We start from the raw sequence: 19,607 nt of genomic DNA on the forward strand, positions 1-19,607 counted from the left end.
TAGGCGCAAGCGGTCGGACCCCGCGCCGCCGACAGCTCGCTTGCGGAACGCCGACCAAGAGAGGGAATGCTGACCAAGAGAAGAGTTATGGGGTTTTGTACAGGAATGCTTGTATATGGAAAAGCTCTAAGCAACAAGTATCAGAGAACCAAAGTTTTTTTGGGTTTGAACTGTACCGTAGGGCATACGGGAACAGGCTCTTGGAATAGAGCAAACGCTTGGGGAGAGAACCATCTCTGGGTTAGATGCCGCAAGGTGTTTAATTTAAGTGGACTCATTGTTGGCGTAGCCTTGCGCTAGCAAACCAAGAATCCTGGTTTCAGGATAATCTCCGCGCCTTTAGGCCGGAGAGTATGTCAACAAGAAATCCCACTCCGCATATCCCGTCAGGCGATGAAACATGTGCTGGCTAATGAAAATAGGCCCTGAGGTGGATCTAGTGGCAGTGCATGTTGAAGTTTTAAGTATTAGTGCTACTTTGATTGGGTTATATTCGTCTAAGAGTTTTGTAATAGGAGCCAGGCGGATTGCTGGTTCCTTTGGCGTGCTGGTTTGCTAACAATTCCTCGCAGCGGGTGCTACGAGAGCCACGGGTGCCCATTTTACCCAAAATGTTTTGCCGCACTGCTAGAGTCACTCCCGTTGAGCCGACAAATCTCACCTAGCAAATACGGCATAGATTTGCAACCCTTAAGAGCCATGAAAAACATAAAACCCAAGGGAGATGAACCTTGGGTCTATGAGTCATTTGAAGTAGGCGCTAGCCCGAAATTGGGACATTGAACGAAGCTGGTAAGTCGTAAGGAATGAGAACAAAATAAAACCGGAAAATTCAGAAAGATATGATAGAATGAAGTGATGCAGCACATCCTGTACTCTATATCTATAACCTATGAAACCATACCCTCCCAAAGTAGAGCAACATATGCAAAGGTTCTATCAATCTTTATCGGAAAAAGATCGTCGTCGTTATGCTGCGGTGGAAGCACTCAAACTAGGTTGGGGTGGTAAGAGCTACATTAGTCAATTATTGAGATGTGACGATCAATCAATGCAGTTTGGTTTAGTAGAGTTAGAGAATGAAGAAGCCTTAAAGATGAAGGGCATTCGTCGCCCTGGTGGGGGTCGTCCATCAGCCTTGGAAACAATGAAAGGCATTGATACAGCCTACTTCAGTTTTTTTGAGTGTGGTGTCTGGTGTAAATTCAAAAGCTCAACTTAAATACCATTCACCTGCTTGTCTGCTAATAGTTATTTTTTGAGTAGTGACTTCAATTAGCTCATAAGTTTTTACCCAACCAATAAAAGGTAATTTATGATTCCATCCGTTTAATTCTATTGGCTTTCCACAATTATCAATTGTGTTTGCGTAGCATTCCGTAGGAAAAGAATTACACCTGCCTTTCTTCTTAAATCTTGGATATTTACCCAACCCTTTAAAGAATCTTTTAAACGCTTCACCCAAGTTAATGTTTGCGAAGCATTCCGTAGGAAAAGCATATTGATACACTTTAGATGATAAGTTTTTCATCCAAGGATAAAGAGGTTTTGTGTGGTTGGTAAAAACCTCTCTCAACTTACGAGCATTTGGTTTATAGCCATCTTTATATGCCTGATTCCACAAACCTTTTACCCCAGTTGTAACACCACCTGGAATAACCTGCGTGTTGAGCCAAAAGCGTTTTCTGCTTATAGTTTAATTTGACTTTTGTCCTGATTGACTTGTGCATATTTGTGAGTCATTTTGTATTTGAGTTTTATATTTCCTCAGCCCATAAAGCCGACTAGAGAAGCAATGTAGTATAGCTAAAATATCTTCAACCATTTCTGCTTCTGGAGATAAGTCTTTACTATTCAAAACTATTAACTCACAGTTATTTTGCTCACAAAACCAATTGAATAAATCAAACCCAAATCTAGCTAATCTATCCTGATGAGCAACTATAACTCGTTGGATATCGCCTTTTAATATTTGAGACAATAGGTTCAATAGTTTTTTACGTTTAAAGTTTAAGCCGCCACCTATTTCTTTAATGGTTTCAGCGTGAGGATAAAGACTTTGTAGTTCCGCTACTTGCCTATTGAGGTCGGACGTGTGAGCATTGCTTGATACTCGACAATATAGGATAGTTTTTCTAGTCACTGCGGGTGTACTTTTGATATAGGATTCAATATCATAGCGTCTTTGTCCCGATGGGGTTTTTATGGCATTTATTTGACCACTTTGTTCCCATTTGACCAACGTGCGCACATCAACTCCTAATATCTCAGCAGCTTCTCTTGGTTTGACAAATTTCACTACTTTATTTTTGATATCAACTAGCGCATTATACTGCGTAATGACGTAACTTGTCAACTAAGTTTTAACTCTCCTGAAGTAGCCAAGCCACCATGATAGGCATTAGTCAATAACTGCTTAATATCACTAATCAAAGGATACCGAGGATTTGAACCAGTACATTGATCGTCAAAAGCTTGGTCTGCTAAATCATCCAACCGGGCAAAAAATTCAGCTTCACTCACAGAGACCACATCTTTAATTGCCTTGGGAATACCCACCTGACTCTTCAACTCCTCAATAGCAGCAATCAACAAATCTACTTTTTCATCCTCAGTTTCCCCACCTAATGACAGATAATCAGCAATTCGAGAATAACGCCACTTAGCATTAGGATATTTATACTGGGAGAAAGTTGCTTGCTTAAATGGTGCATCGGTAGCATTGTAACGAATAATGTGAGAAATCATCAAAGCATTTGCTAAACCGTGAGGGATGTGGAAAATAGCTCCCAACTGGTGAGCAATAGAATGGCAAATACCCAAGAAACCATTAGCAAAAGCCATACCTGCCATGGTTGAAGCATAGTGCATTTTTTCCCTGGCTTTGGGGTCATTAGCACCATTGTTATAAGCAGAAGGCAGATACTTAAAAATTAATCGGATAGCTTCCAACGACAAACCATTAGTATATTCAGAAGCTAAAACAGAAACGTAAGCTTCCACCGCATGAGTCAAAGCATCAACCCCACCAAAAGCAGTCAAACTTTTCGGCATATTCAGCACCAACTCAGGATCTATAATAGCCATAGTCGGAGTCAAAGCATAATCTGCCAGAGGATACTTAATATTATTTCGGCGGTCAGTCACCACAGCAAAAGGTGTAACTTCCGAACCCGTACCAGAAGTAGTAGGCACTGCCACCAAAATAGCTTTCTCACCAAGAGGAGGCAGATCGTAAACCCGTTTACGGATATCCATAAACCGCATTGCCAAACCTTCAAACTCTATTTCTGGATGCTCATACATTAACCACATAATTTTTGCAGCATCCATGGGCGAACCACCACCAATGGCAATAATCACATCAGGATTAAATTTCCGCATCATTTCCAAACCCCGGTTCACAGTGTCCAGGGAAGGGTCAGGTTCTACATCATAAAATATGTCATATTTAACTTCTACTTCATCCAACACATTTTCTAAACCGCGAGTCATGCCGAGTTCGTAAATAGGTTTGTCGGTGACTATGAATGCCCGTTGTTTACCTGCCAACTCTCGCATAGCAGTAGGTAAGGCGCCATATTTAAAGTAAATTTTTGGTGGCACACGGAACCACAACATATTTTCTCGACGCTCTGCCACTGTCTTTATATTTAATAGATGGTGGGGTTCAACATTTTCGCTAACCGAGTTACCACCCCATGTTCCACAACCGAGAGTGAGAGAAGGGTCAAGGCGGAAATTATAGAGGTCGCCGATCGCTCCTTGGGAAGAAGGAGTATTAATTAGAACCCTGGCTGTTTCTACAGTATCTTCAAATCGTTTAATATGGTCGGCATTGGCAGGGGAAGTATATAGAGCTGCTGTATGTCCGCGTCCACCAAATTCGACTAAACTTTCGGATTTGTCTACAGCTTCTTCAAAGCTACTTGCCCGATACATTGCCAAGATGGGGGAAAGTTTTTCGTGGGCAAAGGGTTCTGCTTGATTAATATCTTCTACTTCACCAATAATTACTCTGGTATTTTCTGGAATGGAGAAATCTGCCATTTGCGCAATTTTTTGCACGGGCTGGCCAACAATTTCTGCATTTAACCGTCCGTTAACAATAATTTTGCTCCGCAGTCGATCTTTTTCTTCTGGGGTTAAGAAGTGAGCGCCTCTAGCAATAAATTCTTCTCTGACTTTATCGTAAATACTATCCACAACTACTACTGACTGTTCGCTGGCACAAATCATGCCATTATCAAAGGTTTTACTCAGAATAATTGAAGAGACTGCCATTTTTATATGAGCAGTTTCGTCAATCAAAGCTGGCGTATTACCTGCACCAACTCCTAAGGATGGATGACCGGAGGAGTAGGCTGCTTTGACCATTCCCGGTCCACCAGTAGCTAGGATCAGCTTAATATCTGGATGTTGCATTAGTTGTTGGGACAGGGGAACGGTTGGTTCGTCTATCCATCCAATTATCTGTTCTGGTGCCCCGGCAGCAACTGCTGCTTCGAGAACTACTCTAGCTGCTTCGCAAGTACATTTTTTGGCTCTGGGGTGAGGAGAAAATATAATTGCGTTACGAGTTTTGAGGCTAATTAGAGATTTAAAGATTGCTGTTGATGTGGGATTAGTTGTGGGAACTATTCCTGCTAAGATTCCTACTGGTTCGGCGATTTTTTGAAAGCCAAAAGATTTGTCTTCTTCGATAACTCCGCAGGTTTTTTCGTTTTTGTACTTGTTATAGATAATTTCTGAGGCAAAGTGATTTTTGATTACTTTGTCTTCTACTATTCCCATGCCTGTTTCTGTCGCTGCCATTTTGGCTAAGGGAATACGAGCTGCATTGGCTGCTAGGGCGGCTTTTTTGAATATGTAGTCTACTTGTTCTTGAGTATAAGTGGCGTATTTTTCTTGAGCTTGTTTTACTTTTTTTATCAGCTCTTCAAGTTCTTGCTCGTTTGTTACTTTCATATTCTCTCCTTGCCCTTATTTTTAATTTTTCTGGGGCTGGTTCGATATCTGTTTATATTATAGTTCTGTTCTTTTTTTGTGGGGTTGACTTGAGTGATTTTCTCGATTTTTTTGTACTTTTTTTATAATTGATGAAATATTCTTCTGTTTAAGATTTGGTTAAGTTTAAATTAGTATTAAATTTAAGGTAATTATGATAATTTTGTGTGTCTGAAAAAAATATCTCGAACCATAAAACCAACAAAATTTTATAAAAATATTACAGATTTGAATTTCAGAGAGTCTGAAAAAATGAGTATAAATAAAATTTGTACAAAATATAATCTCTGTTTTAAATTTTAAATATGACTCATAAAATTCGGTACAAATTTTGCTTTGTATTTATACGAACTTGCGTTTTTTCAGGGATTTAGTATAATAAAAAACAATGATATGCTGCTAATTTTATAACTACTTTTAAAAATACTTAAGAAATAATAGGCTGAAACGTAAGTATTTTCGTTCCTGAGATAGCTAAAAAGTAGTAATTGAATGCTGTGCTATCACTTCAATATGTAACTATTTATTGAAATCAATAATTTGTCCATTTTGACAGAATTAAAATTTAGTGGTATTTTAACTGCAAATAGAAGTTCAGAGGTATATGGCCAGCTTTGGGCAGAAAGTTCTGCAAACAGACACAATGACATAAGTACTACCTTTTTACCAAATTGAAATGAAGCTGCATAGAATAGTATTTCAAAAGTAATTGACCGCAGTATCGTTTCGGTGTAGATCAAGATAGATTGATTAATGAATTTTATCATTCTATGCAACCTTATATAAAGGCTGATAACTGATAGCTAGTTAAGTATTTAAGAGCTGATTTATAAACTGAGCTAAAACTCTTATGCTATCTAGGTTTCAGGAATCTATGGTTTATACCTCACAATCGCTAAAACCTTTATCCTGTAATAAGTTAAGCCTCTTAATATTTACTTTATAAATCAGCTCTAATATTCTTAGCTCTTGACTAAAACGAATTTTAGGATCGGAGAAATATTGAAATTTTCAAAAAACACAATCATTCAACAATTAATAATTAGGGTTTGCGTATGGAAAGTCTTTTTGTTAGGGTAGAGAGTAGGCAGTAGTTAAGAGTTAAGATTTAGAGAAGTTGTAGAAGAGGTAGTCATTCATAATTGCTCCTGAGTTTTCCTCTCATTATTACCCCAAAATCCTCACTTTTTCTCCTCTATTAACCTAAAAGCTGGTACTTTTTTGAAAAAAGAATGCTATGAAAAGTGCCACTCGATCAGATATGCGTAAAAATAGTGACTATCGTGCGTTATAGATAGTTATTTCTATTGTTTTTACCTTTTTTTCAATATTTATTTCTTCTTCCTTATTCCTTACTTCTACTATTTGTAACAAATACTTATCAAATTGGTATTAGGCGGTGGATTCTCTCCTACTTTCCCACTCCCCTAGTGTATATTTACTCTTGGCTGAAATTACTTTTAGGATAATTAAAATTATGTTTAGCAAAAGCTTGTTTAACTCGCCTCACTAAATCAGTTTTGTAAATATATTCATCCCTAGCATCTATAGGATAAGACTTTAACTGATATTGAGTTCCCCAAGGTTTTTCCTCAACTAATACGCTAATTGGAAATTTTAATTGAGTGTACTTACTAGTATAAGCAGCCAGATATAAAATTTTAATAACCAGTTCAGAATCGACTCCATGAGCCAAATAAAAATCAGTTGTAACTTGAGCTTCTAAAGCGCCATTATTAGCATTAGATATCGGCTCATTCCAAATTTTGTTATGGGGAATAAATACCAAATTATCTTCAACAGTTTGTAAACGTATTCCCCGCAAATCATAAGTAATAATTTCGCCATAATTTTCTCCAATTTGAACTCTATCTCCTACTCGATAAGGAATTTCAAATAGAGCTACTACTCCAGCAATTAGAGAACTAACATAATCTTTAAAAGCAAAACCTAAAGCCACAGCAATTGTTCCGGTTATAGCTAATAAATTTTCAGTCGAAAGTTGCAAAAATAAACTCAGTATATATATTGTGGAAGTCAATAAAATTAAGGCTTGTAGAAAAGGTTCTGATTGTTTAGCTGCTGCTCGAAATCTTAAAGGAACTCTTTCTGATAACCACTTACTCAAAGATTTAACACTAATAAGAAAACCATAAGCAAGAGCTAAAGCAATTACTGTTTGGAGAATAGTCTGAAGATTTATATCTTTGATGCCTATTCCATTTAATCCTGGCGCTACTGTAAGTAGATGAATATGAGAAAAGAATATTAACCCTAGATAGTTTAAAGTCATTATACCTCTTGCAAAAGTTTTAATTAAATCAATTCAAGATATGAAATTGTTAATTTCATCTTCCTACTTCCTATGCACTGATTTCTCCAATAAGTCTATTCTATTAAATCAGTAATAAAATTATATTTTTTTAAATGCTTACGCAGCTTTGGATAATATGTAGGATGAATACTCAATAGATTATTTAAACGTTGAATTACTCCCATGCGTAATAATTTTTGAATTTGGAATTGAATTCTGCTTTCAGATTCTCCCAAACTCAAAGCAAGGTGAGATAGATTAATTTCTTTGTGCAAAAACAGAGAAAATAAAAGATAGCGATCGCTACTGCTTAATTCTGGTAAATCTAATGATTTAATTTGATGATACTCTACGAAAAAATTCTCTTTTTCTATTGTTTGAGAATCAATATTTTCCATATTTACCATACTCAAAGATTTTAGCCATAATTGAGAAGCTGATGAACTTAAACCTTGAGCAATATAAGATAAATCATCAAAATGTTCTTGCATTTTAGCAAATTGTTTTTCTTCATCTAAGTCATTTTTTTTGAACTCAATTTCAGTAATTACAGGAGTTAGCCATTCCATAACTTCTTCTCCAGTCATAGTCGGTAATAATAGAGTTTTTTTGAAGTAAGAATCAATATTATAAATATAGTCAAGATACTGCCATGTTGAAGAATTACAACCAATTAACCAAAATCGAGAATGATCTTGAAATATTCTATTTCTTAAAAACTCAATTCCATCCAAACCATGTATATGTCGTAGAAAGCAAAATTCCAAGCAAGGAATAACTACTAATTCCTGAAATTTGCCAGAATTACAATCGGCATCTAACTTTGCAGACAGACCTAAATCATTTTGTAATTTGGAGACAATCTTCAGAAAATCTTTAGGTCTATTTGACCAGGATAATAATTTTATATTTCTGATATTTTCATTACTCCAATTAACTAAAGCTGTCTGAATAATTTGAGATAAAGGTTCTATAGCACTGCTCAGAATTACCAGTTCATTGGCTTCTGGATTTTCTTGCCATTGATATAATGCTTCTTCTAAAGTAGATTGCAAAATTTTGATATATTTAGGATGACAAGGTAAAGCCTGAATTTGTTGATTTAAACTAGAAATAACATTTTTTGGAAGTTCATCAAGTTCATTGTCAGTTTCCTGAAATGGAACTTTTATAAACAGAGATTTTAATTGATAGAAATTTGGCATAATTTTATTAGTATTCACATCGGAGTTGTTATATGGCAATCCTAAATCATTTGTAAAATTCCTGGACTTCTTAAAAACTTTCTACTTTCCCCTTCCCTCCTACCATCTTCTTTCTGCTTCTTGCCTTAAAATCGCCCATTTTTTTCACAAATAATTTTATCTTGTATCTTGTTATCAAAATAATTGGGTCGTGCAACCTCGCCTTTTAAGGCGAAATATTTTTGGAACCTTGCTCAAATCCCCATTACAAAAATAACTTCTAACTTCTGACTTCGTTAAACCATATCCGTTTAATCGCTATTAAGAAATAATATCCTAGAAAACCATGTATTTGAAGATAAGATGAATAGTAAGTAGGGTTTGCTGAATAAATCTCAAAGTCTTTACATTTTAAAGTTTTAGGCTTTTTAGGTACTAGTAGAGTGCTAGCTTTTAGGTGGTAATAGTTCAAAAATCTAGATATTTTCAGCAAGATTTGGGTAGAAAACCAAGGGCAGATTTTTCTGGCGACCCCTTCTATAGCAATATGATTTGAGTTGTGAGATATTGGAAATTTTTAGGTATGGAGGGAACACTTAACTGGGAACAGAGAAGAGAAAAAAAACGTATCATATGAATATAATAATTGCTATATTCTACACTTTTAAGGAACATCTCAATTCTCACAACTCATTCCTGATTGCTATATAATTCTCATTACTCCTGTTTGCGGAGCATTCTGTCGGAAATTCTGACTCCTCTACTGACAAAAAGACTTTTTCAAAAAGCCCTAAGTAGACCTTTCCAATAATCAAAAATAAAATTAATTATCGTATATAAATCATCAATTATTTCCCTCTAATTTCTACTTCCTTTTTTGGAGCATGTAGAATAATTTTAGCTAACACTCGATAAATTAAGTTGAGCAGCTAAAAAAAGAAACAGTATTAATAATATTTTTATTTCTGTTTGCTTTACTGGTATAGTGCAGATTTTTTTATACAGCGATCGCTTATCGGTTATTGAACCTATCTTATTATTTTTAACAGGCTTATTTGTTTAAGTAAAATCATATTTGTTGGAGTGCGTTTGTATAAATCAAAAGGTGAATTATCTGGGAATTTTAGTTTTTTTATTGCTCTTAAACCTTTCTTATTCCTTACCTTCATGCTTACAATACTCATGCTAAACACATGATATACAGTCTATTCCATATAAGAAGTGTGATACAGTGATTATAGTAGACTTGATTAATAAAAATGAAAATTTTCTTCCATACTGCAAAAACTATTTAAAAATTTAGTGCCACTTTCATTAATTGATAATGGATGATGGATAATTACCTCTGGTTAAAACCGTTACGGAATTGAATATAAGGAAATATTATTTCTTCTCTTGGTCGATTGGATATGGCGAGGATACCCGCTATTATCAGAGCTGCTCTGAAGATCGCCATCCTTCAACCGCTTTTTTCCCCTTAAAAGGAGAGGCTTTAAACCAGAATTATCTAATTATTAATTATTATTCGGTTAAATATGTTTAAAAAGCCTAATTTTTCGTTTTTAACTCTCAAAATATTTAGGATTTTTAGCAAGAATCTTATTACTGGGATAGGTTATTGTTTGTTGCAATATCTCTATGACTATTGCTGGTAACTTAACTCTAAGAAGATATCGTAGAATAATGCATTAAAGATGATCAAAAGTTATGTTATGGTGAGTTACGACGAATCAGAGTAGCTCACTATTAGGTTTACAGTGATTTTCATTTCGGTAGCACAGTAGAGGCGTTAAGGTAGTTGTGCTCTAGATAATGGCCATGTGCTAATGCAGAAGCTCTCCGCTGTCCGCCTCTACAGGGTTTTGGTTGTGATAATGTGGTTTAAAGATCGACAAAAGCGCTATAACTATTAAAGGTTGCGTCGTTCCTAACCCTACACCAGAATTTAATATTTTATTGACATATACTCTCTTATACAATGTCTCTTTAAATACCTACAAATAACATTTATTAGGGCTAAGTGGGGATGTTGCATGCAACATCTCTACAGAGTAAAGGGAAATTTGATAGACTTTCAAAATAATTGATGAAAATAATTAGAGTTTGCTTATGGAAGTCTTTTTTAAGAGGAGTAGCCAGAATCAAGAATTCAGAATCCAGGAGGAATGAGATTCCGAGAAGAAATAGCCAGAAGAATCTTCCCTTGATTTTCTAACCCTTTTTTGCCAAAAACCCTAGATTTTTGAACTGGAACTACCTAAAAGCTGATACTCCCTTAGTACCTGCAAAGTCTGAAACCTTTGCCATTAAAAACTTTGATATTTAATCAGCAAGCCCTAATTAATATTTACGTCTAAATTAATGAGACCTGATATAAAAATAGAAGCAACTAAAACTTAGGTAAAAATACCAGAGTCTCAGCTTTCACCTCAACCTAAATTAGGGTTTGCTGAATAAGTCTTTTTGTTGAGGTATAATACCCACCCCTCACCTCTCCCATGAGGGGAAAAGGGGAGTAGTTAAGAGTCAGGAGAAAAGGAAGTTATAGAGAAGGTAGTTGTTCATAATGGTTTCTTGATTTGTCTGCCATAGTTACCCAAAAATGCCCTCCATGCATGAATCAAGGGCGACTTAACTCCTTGTACTTTTTCCGGGCATAATTAAAGTTACCTTTATCTGTCAATGCCTTTAGATTCAATCAGTAAGCCCTAATTAATCTGTAGTTGTTTTGACAAACAGCTGACAAATTTCTAATTTATACATTACTAATAACTTATTAAGTAAATATGCCTTTTCATAAGAAAAAATGGATAGAATTAGTGTTGACATTAAAAGGCTCTGTCATACCTGGAGTTTGGCAACGGGTAGTAGTTGCAATGACTTTTTCTCTAATAGTTACCATTATCTATCAGAGTGGATTTCTGTGGATTCATCAACCAATTTTAGCTAGTTTAATACCCAGTGTTGTTTTGGGTTTGTTATTAGTTTTTAGAACAAATACATCTTATGATAAATTCTGGGAAGGGCGAAAACTGATTGGTGGAATAATAATTTCAGGTCGGTCTTTATCAAGACAAATGTGGGTAAATATTCCGGAAAAAACTCCAAAAGATACAGAGGAGAAGAAGGCTGCAGTTTTGCTTTTAGCTGGTTTTCTGATGGCAACAAAATTACATTTAAGAAATGAAAGTATCGATCAACAACTTCAGTCAGTTATTAGCAATGATCAATATTTAGAATTGAAAGAGATTCATCATAGACCCCTGAGAATAGCTAAATGGATTGGAGATTATTTTCGCAAAATCTATGACCTTAATTATATAGATAGTATTCAATTATCTACTTATAATCAAATTTTAGATTTAATGGTAAAAGATGAAACTAGCTGTGAAAGAATTGTCAATACACCTATTCCTTTAGCTTATGCAATTCACTTAAAACATTTATTATTTTTATATTGTTTTGCTCTACCTTTTCAATTAGTAGCTGAGTTATCTTGGATAACTATTCCTGCTACAGGAGTAATTAGCTTTGCTTTATTAGGAATTGAAGCAATAGGACTAGAAATAGAAAATCCTTTTGGTTACGATCCTAATGATTTACCTTTAAATAATATGTGTAATCGACTTTTGTGGGATATTGAGGAGTTAATAAATTCTGATTCTCGAAAAGAATATTTAGTTGAATAAATAGAACTTAGGCAAACTATGAAGTTATGTAGCATTTTTAGAAGTTAAAAACCCTATATTTGGTCGTTATATCAAATCCGGTTAAATAACCTCACAATCAATAGCTTAAAATCCTGATTATGACGTTATTGGATCTATGTACAATTAGGCGGATTTGATATTATGCGTAAGTACTGATAAATATAGAGAAGACTTTCTTGTTATTGAAAGCGTGAACATAAAATTGAATGCTTGATACAATAGGAAAAGCTGTAACTGGTATAGTCATTTCAAATAAGAATGAAACAATTTTTTAACTGACACTCTTTCAAGGAAAAAAAACCTTGTATCAATCTAAATTGAAATAACTATAGTGTCAGATAATTAGGGCTTGCTGATTAAATACCTTAGCGACAGCTTTGCGTCAGCAAAAGCATTGACTGATATTGGTTGTAGGATTTTTTTGTCTCAAAAAGTGACAGCTTTTCGGTGGCAAGAGCTGCATAAAGCTAGTATTTTGGCAGGCAACGGCGGAAAAATTGGGGGACAATTATTCCAGCTACATATTCTGTAATCCACAATTTATCCTAACTATTGACTACTGACTACTGACTACTACGAAAAGCAAAAAGACTTTTTCAGCAAACCCTAATTAGGGCTTGCTAAATAAAATTGTAATCAATGCCAATTTAGGCTTCCAGGGTTAAATATTACTGAAAAAGTGCAAGGTTTTTAGCTCTTTTGGTCTCAAAATACTAATACTTTTCTCTAACAATGCCAAAAATTTGGTCGTAGTAGATAATCTAGACTATTGCCTGTTCACTGTTCCCTGTTGCCTAACATCATAATCAGACTTTTTCAGCAAACCCTAATTAAGAGAATTTTTAGTCTACAAAAATCACCGAAAAATTGTGGTTCAAAACCTCCCCTTTTAAGGGGATAATAAATAAAAATTTTCTTTTGAGTCAATCCTCTTCTTTTCACGGAGAGGTAATTCTAAATTAGAAATTATTGCAATAGGAGATTTTAAAACTAATATACTAACCCTATAATTTCCTCTTAATTTATTATCTCCTATAAAAATCTAAAAATATTTTAATTAGATTTTGAGATAGATAGAATACTCAACAAAATTTTAACTATCACAAATGTGGAAAGAAGACTCTCGTTATAATCTTTAGATTTAACTGTAAGAGTGTCAACAAAAAATACTCCCTTGATCGTAGAATAAAATTTAAGCTGGTGTTTAATGCCAGCAATTTTTTTGATTAATATTCTCTAGGTTTAGCTATGCCACTTTCAAGAGCTAGCGGTATTCTACTGCACCCTACTTCCCTCCCAAGTCCCTTTGGAATTGGTGACTTAGGTAACGAAGCATACAATTTTGTCAACTTTTTAAGAAACAGTGGACAGCAAGTTTGGCAAATTCTACCACTAGGACCCACAGGTTTTGGTAATTCTCCCTATCTAGCTTATTCGGCAATGGCAGGAAACCCTCTGCTAATTAGCCCAGATAAATTACTAGACCAAGGGTTACTCAGTGAGGAAGACTTATCTAATTTGCCAGAATTTCCAAATGACCGAGTAGATTTTGATTTAGTCAGAGAATTCAAGCACTCTTTACTACAGAAAGCCTACGATAATTTTAAAGCAAAAGAATCTGAAGAAAAAGAAGCATTCTATGATTTATGTGCTAGTAAAGCTTTTTGGTTGGATGATTATGCTTTTTATATGGCCCTAAAAGAAGCCTACCAAGGAGCTAGTTGGCATACCTGGGATCAAGAAATTGCCCGTCGTCAACCAGCAGCATTAAAAAAATGGCAGCAACGTTTGGCCGATGAAATTCAGTACCATAAATTCGTTCAATTTGAATTTTTCCAACAATGGGACGATCTGAAAAATTATGCCAATGAGCAAGGAATAAAAATATTTGGCGACATTCCCATATATGTTGCCCATGATAGTGCTGATGTTTGGGCACATCCGGAAATATTTTGCCTAGATGCAGAAACAGGTGAAGCATCTTTGATGGCAGGTGTCCCCCCAGATTATTTTAGTGAGACTGGTCAACTATGGGGCAACCCAGTTTATCAATGGGATAGATTAGAACAGGAAGATTTTCTGTGGTGGGTGCAACGTATTCAATCAATGCTTAATAAAGTAGATTTGATTAGAATTGACCACTTTCGTGGTTTAAAAGCTTATTGGGCGGTGCCCCAAGGTGAAACTACAGCCATAAATGGTGAATGGGTCGATGCACCAGGTGAGGCTTTTTTTGAAACTATTAATGAAAAGTTAGGCTCTGTGCCCATCATTGCTGAGGATTTAGGGTTGATTACTCCTGATGTAGAAGAATTGCGCGATCACTTTGAACTTCCTGGTATGAAGGTTCTACATTTTGCTTTTGACTCAGGCACTGAAAATCCTTATTTACCCTACAACTATGCTTCTCCTAATTGGGTTGTTTATACTGGCACTCACGATAATAATACTACTGTGGGCTGGTTTAATAACCGCTCTCCTGAAGAACAGGAGCGAGTTAATCGCTTTCTTGGTTGTAGTTGTGGTAATGGAATTCATTGGGACTTAATTCGTGTGGCTATGTCTTCGGTGGCTTCTATGGCAATTTTTCCCCTACAAGATATTTTCGGATTTGGAGAAGAAACTATGATGAATAAACCTGGAGTTGCTGAAGGAAATTGGAGCTGGCGCTACCAACCTGAAATATTAACTCCAGAGGTAAGCGATCGCCTTAGAGAAGTCACAGAAATTTATGGTCGTGAACCACAAAATTGGGATTCATAGTTTTTAATTTTTAGTATTGCTGGACTGGGAAACTTTCGTCTCAGTAGGAGTAAAAATAACTTCTTTTACTTCTCCTGTTTTTCCCAGTCTCATAGTTTGTCCGTTGTTCATAGGTATTAATATTCCTCCTGCATTTCCTGCAAAGAAAACTAATTGTTCTTGAGCTTCCCAAGTCTTTTGAGTTCCCTGCACTAAAGTCCCTTCAAATGCTATTTTTCCATCTATTTTTATTGATACCCAGGAGTCTTCTTTGACAATTACACTCACTACTAAAGATTGTTTTTGATTTTGTTTTTCTAACTTTGCTATTGTATTTTCATCTGTAGATTTTTCCTCAGTTTTAATAGTATCTGAAGGTGCCTGAGCTAAATCACTTTGATTTTTTTCTTTTATATAATTATTAATTTCAGTTTTTTTTCCTACCATATAATAGCTACTCATTACACGGGGCAACAAACTAACTGACAATAAAACAATAGATACATATAAGAAGTAGAGATGATGTGGTCGTAGCTGAGGCATTGATAGATTAAGGAGAGATTTTTTGCTGACTTCTTGAGTTTTTTCAGTTGGAAACAAGTTTGCTAATTGCTCTCCATTTAATCCCATAGCATCTGCATATCGCTTGATTAAACCTTGGGTATAAACAGGCTCAGGTAGTTTTTCTAAATCACCTTCTTCTATAGCTTCTAGTAAATTAATTCTAATCATTGTTACTATTGCCACTCTTTCTAAACAAATAGAATTTTTCTCTCGAAATCTTTTTAATTTATATCCTATATCTACTAATTTTTGGTTTTGTTGCTCTTCAAAAGAAAGTTTTTTTTCTTGATGAAAACGTTTTTTAAATGATAATACAAAGAAACTGTTTTTGATATTTTTTATTCCTGTCAAATTTACCATTGATTTAATTTATATAAACTATTACTTTGGTCGTTGTGAGAGTGATACTGATAGGATAATAATTAATTTACTGATATCAATAATATTCTTAATTTTCTGAATTAATTTAATTACTAATTTTCATTTGGTAACTCCATAAATATATTGCTAATACTACTGTTTCAAAAGCCTTATACTAGATACATTGCGATAAAATCAGCAAGATTGATCTAGAAAAAATTATTAAATTGTCTGTGGATATTTGACTTAATTATACCCACTTAACTCAAACTCTTAAAACTCTTTAAGTTTTAGTAGAATTGAGAATTTTTATTGATTTGGTCGTGCAAAAAGTTAATCTCAAAATCTTTTAGAGGTCGGTAATGACCACTAGGTAAAACAGACTCTCCAGGTACCTGTAATTGGATTTGGCCAATTGCAGTACGGTGTAGTTTCACAACAGGATGTCCTAATTTTTCTGCAACTCTACGAATTTGCCGATTTCTACCTTCAGAGATAACCACTTCTAAAAGGGTTTGAGAATTATTACTTTCTTCTAGAACTTTAACCCGAGCAGGTAAAGTTTTTTTACCAGATAAGATAATACCCTGACGCCACAAACTTAATGCCAATTCTTGGGGATGACCTTCTACCAATACTTGATAAGTTTTGGGAAGACAATGTTTGGGATGGGTCAAACAATATGTGACTCGACCATCATTTGTGAGGAGTAGTGCTCCTGTAGAATCTGCATCTAAGCGTCCTACTGGATGAATTCCTTTCCCATTTTGCAATTCCGAACTTAAAATATCTAGAACTTTACTACGTCTACTAGGTTCCGAACAAGTGGAAATTACCCCCATCGGTTTATTGAGCAATAAATATATAGATTTAGGACGGTTTTCTGGTCGGAGGGGCAAACCATCAACCTCAATGCTGTCCAATTCTGGATTGGCTTTTTCACCTAATGGGATAACTATACCATTCACCTTTACTCGTCCAGCTATAATCATTTGTTCGGCTTGACGTCGAGAGGCTATTCCCCACTGAGATAATATTTTTTGTACTCTTTCACCCATACTTTTCAGTTCATTACTTTTGTCGATTCAGATTATTAATCAATATATAGCAATCCTATTTAAGTCGTAAATTTTTGGTGTAGATAGGTTGTAGATATTTGGTGGAAGGTAGAATAAAAAGTAAATAAATCTAAATTTTTTACCGAATAATTAATAATTAAATAATGAAATAATTCATCTTTACTAGCTTCCTATTTCAAGGAAAAGAAATAAATTTTTCTTTATTGATTAATCCTCTCCCTTTTAGTGAGAGATAATTATCCATTATCCATTAATAAAAATTGCTATAGGAAGTCTTATATTGTTCTAATTTTAGAATAAAAGCAACATATATTTTTTAGCATTTTCCTTTGATATATCAACAGAAAATCAGATCTTTTAAAGGTAAGCATTTCCTGCGGAATGCTGCGCAAACAGCTAGCTCACGGTCAGCTCATCCTACGAAATGCATTCAAATTTTTAATGAATAAAGTAAAAATTCGTTTAACTTATTGTACATTTTCCACCCATAAATTGAAGCACAAGCAAAGACTTGTTTTGAGTTTTTCACCCATACAATTCAATCTAATTAAGCTGATAGCTGTTAAGGTTAGCGTTAGCGCAGCTCCTCCAGAGGAGGAAAGAGGCAGTTCCTTTGTAATAATCAAGATTTGTGTAATAATCAAGACTTGCACACCTGCAACGTATTTCTGTCATTGCGACCGACAGAGTTTGTGGAGGAGTCCGGAACGGAAAGCAGTCTCAAATCCTAATTTTTTCTACCTCTAGTCATTTCAGTTTAGATTAAGACAGGCATTTCTTGCCTTGAAAGAGTTTCAGCCGAAAAAGTGTTTCATTCTTATTTGAAATAACTACTTATACTAAATCCTGTTTTGAAAGTAAGGTTGATCGTGAGGTAAGGCAGAAGGCAGAGGGCAGAAGCGGTGCGACCCCGCGTCGGCGTCAGACGCAAGTGGTCAGATCCCGCCTCGTCGCTAGGCGCAAGGGAATGCTCACCAAGAGAGGGAATGCTCACCAAGAGAGGAAGAAGGGTTAGAAAGGAATTTGAAAAACATGGTTTTGAAAACGGGATTTGGTATTATACGTAAGTCCTAATCATGTCAGGATAATTCGCGATCAAAAAACTTTTTTCCTTCAAGCCTTTTTGTCTCTTTCCTACGGAATGCTGCGCAAACAGCATAGCTGACTTCTACCTTCTGCCTTTCTTTTTACAAAGTGTAAGTATTCAACCGAACATGATATGGGAGGCAGCTCCTCTTACAGAGGTAGTTCTAACTTAGGAGGCAAGCTACAGCTGAATGCTTACTTTTAAGTAGGGACTAAACGGTAAATAGACCAGTTAAAGTTTGACAGAGTTCATCTTTTCAAGGCAATTTCCTCAAGTGAAAAATAGAGCTATGAAAAATAAATCTCAATCTATAATGTTGAGTTATCAGGAGTTTTCTATAGTTCAATTAATCAAACTATTTGGAGTCAGCAGAATACTTTTTACAATTACAGTACTTTGAAACTACTTTAATTAACCAGATGAGATAATAAATATTTTTTTTTGCTATGTAAGTAAAGAGTCAGAAAAGCTAAGTTAAGTCAGTCGCAACAAAAAGAGCAAAAAACTCTCAAAAAAGTATTTATTAAAATTCATAAAAAGTGGATAGTTAATGTGAGCAAAGAAACTATAAAAATAATCGCAAAAAAGTTCAATATGATTTGGAAAATCATGAAAATGAGACTGAACAAAAACCCTGAAATATTGGAATTAGAGTTAAAAATCTACAAATTGCTAGAGCTTAAATAAGCAATTCAACAAAATTATTTAGGGTTTGCTTAATAAAGTTTTTTGGTAAAGGTAGGAGCCAGAATCGGTGAATCGGTGAAGTCAGGATAAATGGGAATTATAGAAGAAATAGTCAGAAGAATAGTACCTTGATTGTTCTACCATAATCCTCCCAAAATGCGCTCCTTTTTGAGTATTTTAGACTGAAAACTTGCGCACTTTTTTAGACCTAAAAATTCTAAAACCTTTGTCTATAAATGCTTTGAAATTTAATCAGCAAGCCCTATTTACTTATTCTGATTCTATATAATGCTCACAATATCAGGAACTTAGTCTTAAAAATGTGTAATTAATTTTGTGTACCTGCTTAATAAGCTGAAATTAAATAAAATTCTATGTTATTTAATGCTATAGCAATCCTAAATAGGTTGTGACAAATCAAAAAGTAAATAAAAAAACTGAAACTCTTACCTATTCCCTGTCCCCTGTTCCTTAAAAAGCAGTAAGATTTTTGACACGAATAAAATAGAATTTCTATATATTCCTGATTATTGGCAAGAAAAATTTGTCAAAGTCAAATCATAAATTTCTGAGGATTAATAACTGGAGAGTACAAAGTTATTCCCAAAAACAATTGGCGTTTAAGCCTGAAAATATTACTGTAAAATCCTTACAGTACTTACAACTCTGAACAAATAGTTTTTAACCTTTAGATCGCTGAAAGCCTTATCTAGCAATCTAGCAAGAGTTATTTCAAGAACTTTGCACTGTCTCTTTACTTTTCTCCAATATTTCCTCTTTTCCTCCTTTCTTCCGTGCTGAGTTGTGAGGAGTAACAACAGTTATTTATAAGTATTCAACCGAACGTAATATTACACCCTGTCCAATTGTTTC

General features: G+C 34.9%; 11 protein-coding genes. 3 read left to right on the forward strand and 8 right to left on the reverse strand.

The annotated features are described in order from the left end of the window. The first annotated feature begins 892 nt into the window (after positions 1-892). On the forward strand, positions 893-1,222 hold the full coding sequence (locus AC3DU7_RS01895) for a hypothetical protein (protein WP_488037676.1): 330 nt from the start codon (positions 893-895) through the stop codon (positions 1,220-1,222). Here AC3DU7_RS01895 and AC3DU7_RS01900 read toward each other — a convergent pair. The 6 genes from AC3DU7_RS01900 to AC3DU7_RS01925 all read right to left on the reverse strand — a co-directional run bounded on the left by AC3DU7_RS01900 (position 1,214) and on the right by AC3DU7_RS01925 (position 8,526). Beyond that, positions 1,214-1,624 carry an RNA-guided endonuclease InsQ/TnpB family protein gene (locus tag AC3DU7_RS01900; RefSeq protein ID WP_488037677.1) on the reverse strand — a complete coding sequence of 137 codons (411 nt, stop codon included), beginning with the start codon at positions 1,622-1,624 and terminating at the stop codon, positions 1,214-1,216. The genes AC3DU7_RS01895 and AC3DU7_RS01900 overlap by 9 nt on opposite strands. Then, positions 1,605-1,730, reverse strand: a complete 126-nt coding sequence (locus tag AC3DU7_RS01905; protein ID WP_488037678.1) for a helix-turn-helix domain-containing protein — start codon at positions 1,728-1,730, stop codon at positions 1,605-1,607. The genes AC3DU7_RS01900 and AC3DU7_RS01905 overlap by 20 nt, the downstream gene beginning before the upstream one ends. Further along, positions 1,697-2,314, reverse strand: coding sequence for an IS607 family transposase (locus tag AC3DU7_RS01910; RefSeq protein WP_488037696.1), 618 nt, complete (start codon positions 2,312-2,314; stop codon positions 1,697-1,699). Before AC3DU7_RS01910 ends, AC3DU7_RS01905 begins: the two co-directional genes overlap by 34 nt. 38 nt (positions 2,315-2,352) lie before the next feature. After that, entirely contained in the window at positions 2,353-4,968 is a 2,616-nt protein-coding gene (adhE, locus tag AC3DU7_RS01915; RefSeq protein ID WP_488037679.1) for a bifunctional acetaldehyde-CoA/alcohol dehydrogenase, read from the reverse strand. A gap of 1,477 nt (positions 4,969-6,445) precedes the next feature. Continuing rightward, positions 6,446-7,300 (reverse strand): mechanosensitive ion channel family protein, encoded by an 855-nt coding sequence (locus tag AC3DU7_RS01920; RefSeq protein WP_488037680.1) that lies wholly within the window; start codon positions 7,298-7,300, stop codon positions 6,446-6,448. A gap of 95 nt (positions 7,301-7,395) precedes the next feature. Further along, a complete protein-coding gene (locus AC3DU7_RS01925; protein ID WP_488037681.1) occupies positions 7,396-8,526 on the reverse strand; it encodes a hypothetical protein in 1,131 nt (376 codons plus the stop codon). 2,765 nt (positions 8,527-11,291) lie between these two features. Between AC3DU7_RS01925 and AC3DU7_RS01930 the strand changes: the two genes are divergently transcribed. Both AC3DU7_RS01930 and malQ read left to right on the forward strand, forming a co-directional pair. Beyond that, on the forward strand, positions 11,292-12,194 hold the full coding sequence (locus AC3DU7_RS01930; protein WP_488037682.1) for a bestrophin family protein: 903 nt from the start codon (positions 11,292-11,294) through the stop codon (positions 12,192-12,194). 1,269 nt (positions 12,195-13,463) lie between these two features. Beyond that, positions 13,464-14,978: a 4-alpha-glucanotransferase gene (gene malQ / locus AC3DU7_RS01935; protein ID WP_488037683.1), complete on the forward strand. Its 1,515-nt coding sequence runs from the start codon at positions 13,464-13,466 to the stop codon at positions 14,976-14,978. A gap of 3 nt (positions 14,979-14,981) precedes the next feature. Here malQ and AC3DU7_RS01940 read toward each other — a convergent pair whose 3' ends face one another. Both AC3DU7_RS01940 and AC3DU7_RS01945 read right to left on the reverse strand, forming a co-directional pair. Beyond that, positions 14,982-15,881, reverse strand: coding sequence for a helix-turn-helix domain-containing protein (locus tag AC3DU7_RS01940; protein WP_488037684.1), 900 nt, complete (start codon positions 15,879-15,881; stop codon positions 14,982-14,984). A 290-nt stretch (positions 15,882-16,171) separates the two neighbouring features. After that, a complete protein-coding gene (locus tag AC3DU7_RS01945) occupies positions 16,172-16,939 on the reverse strand; it encodes a pseudouridine synthase (RefSeq protein WP_488037685.1) in 768 nt (255 codons plus the stop codon). Positions 16,940-19,607 lie beyond the last annotated feature (2,668 nt).

It is taken from the genome of Okeania sp. (genome assembly GCF_983059655.1).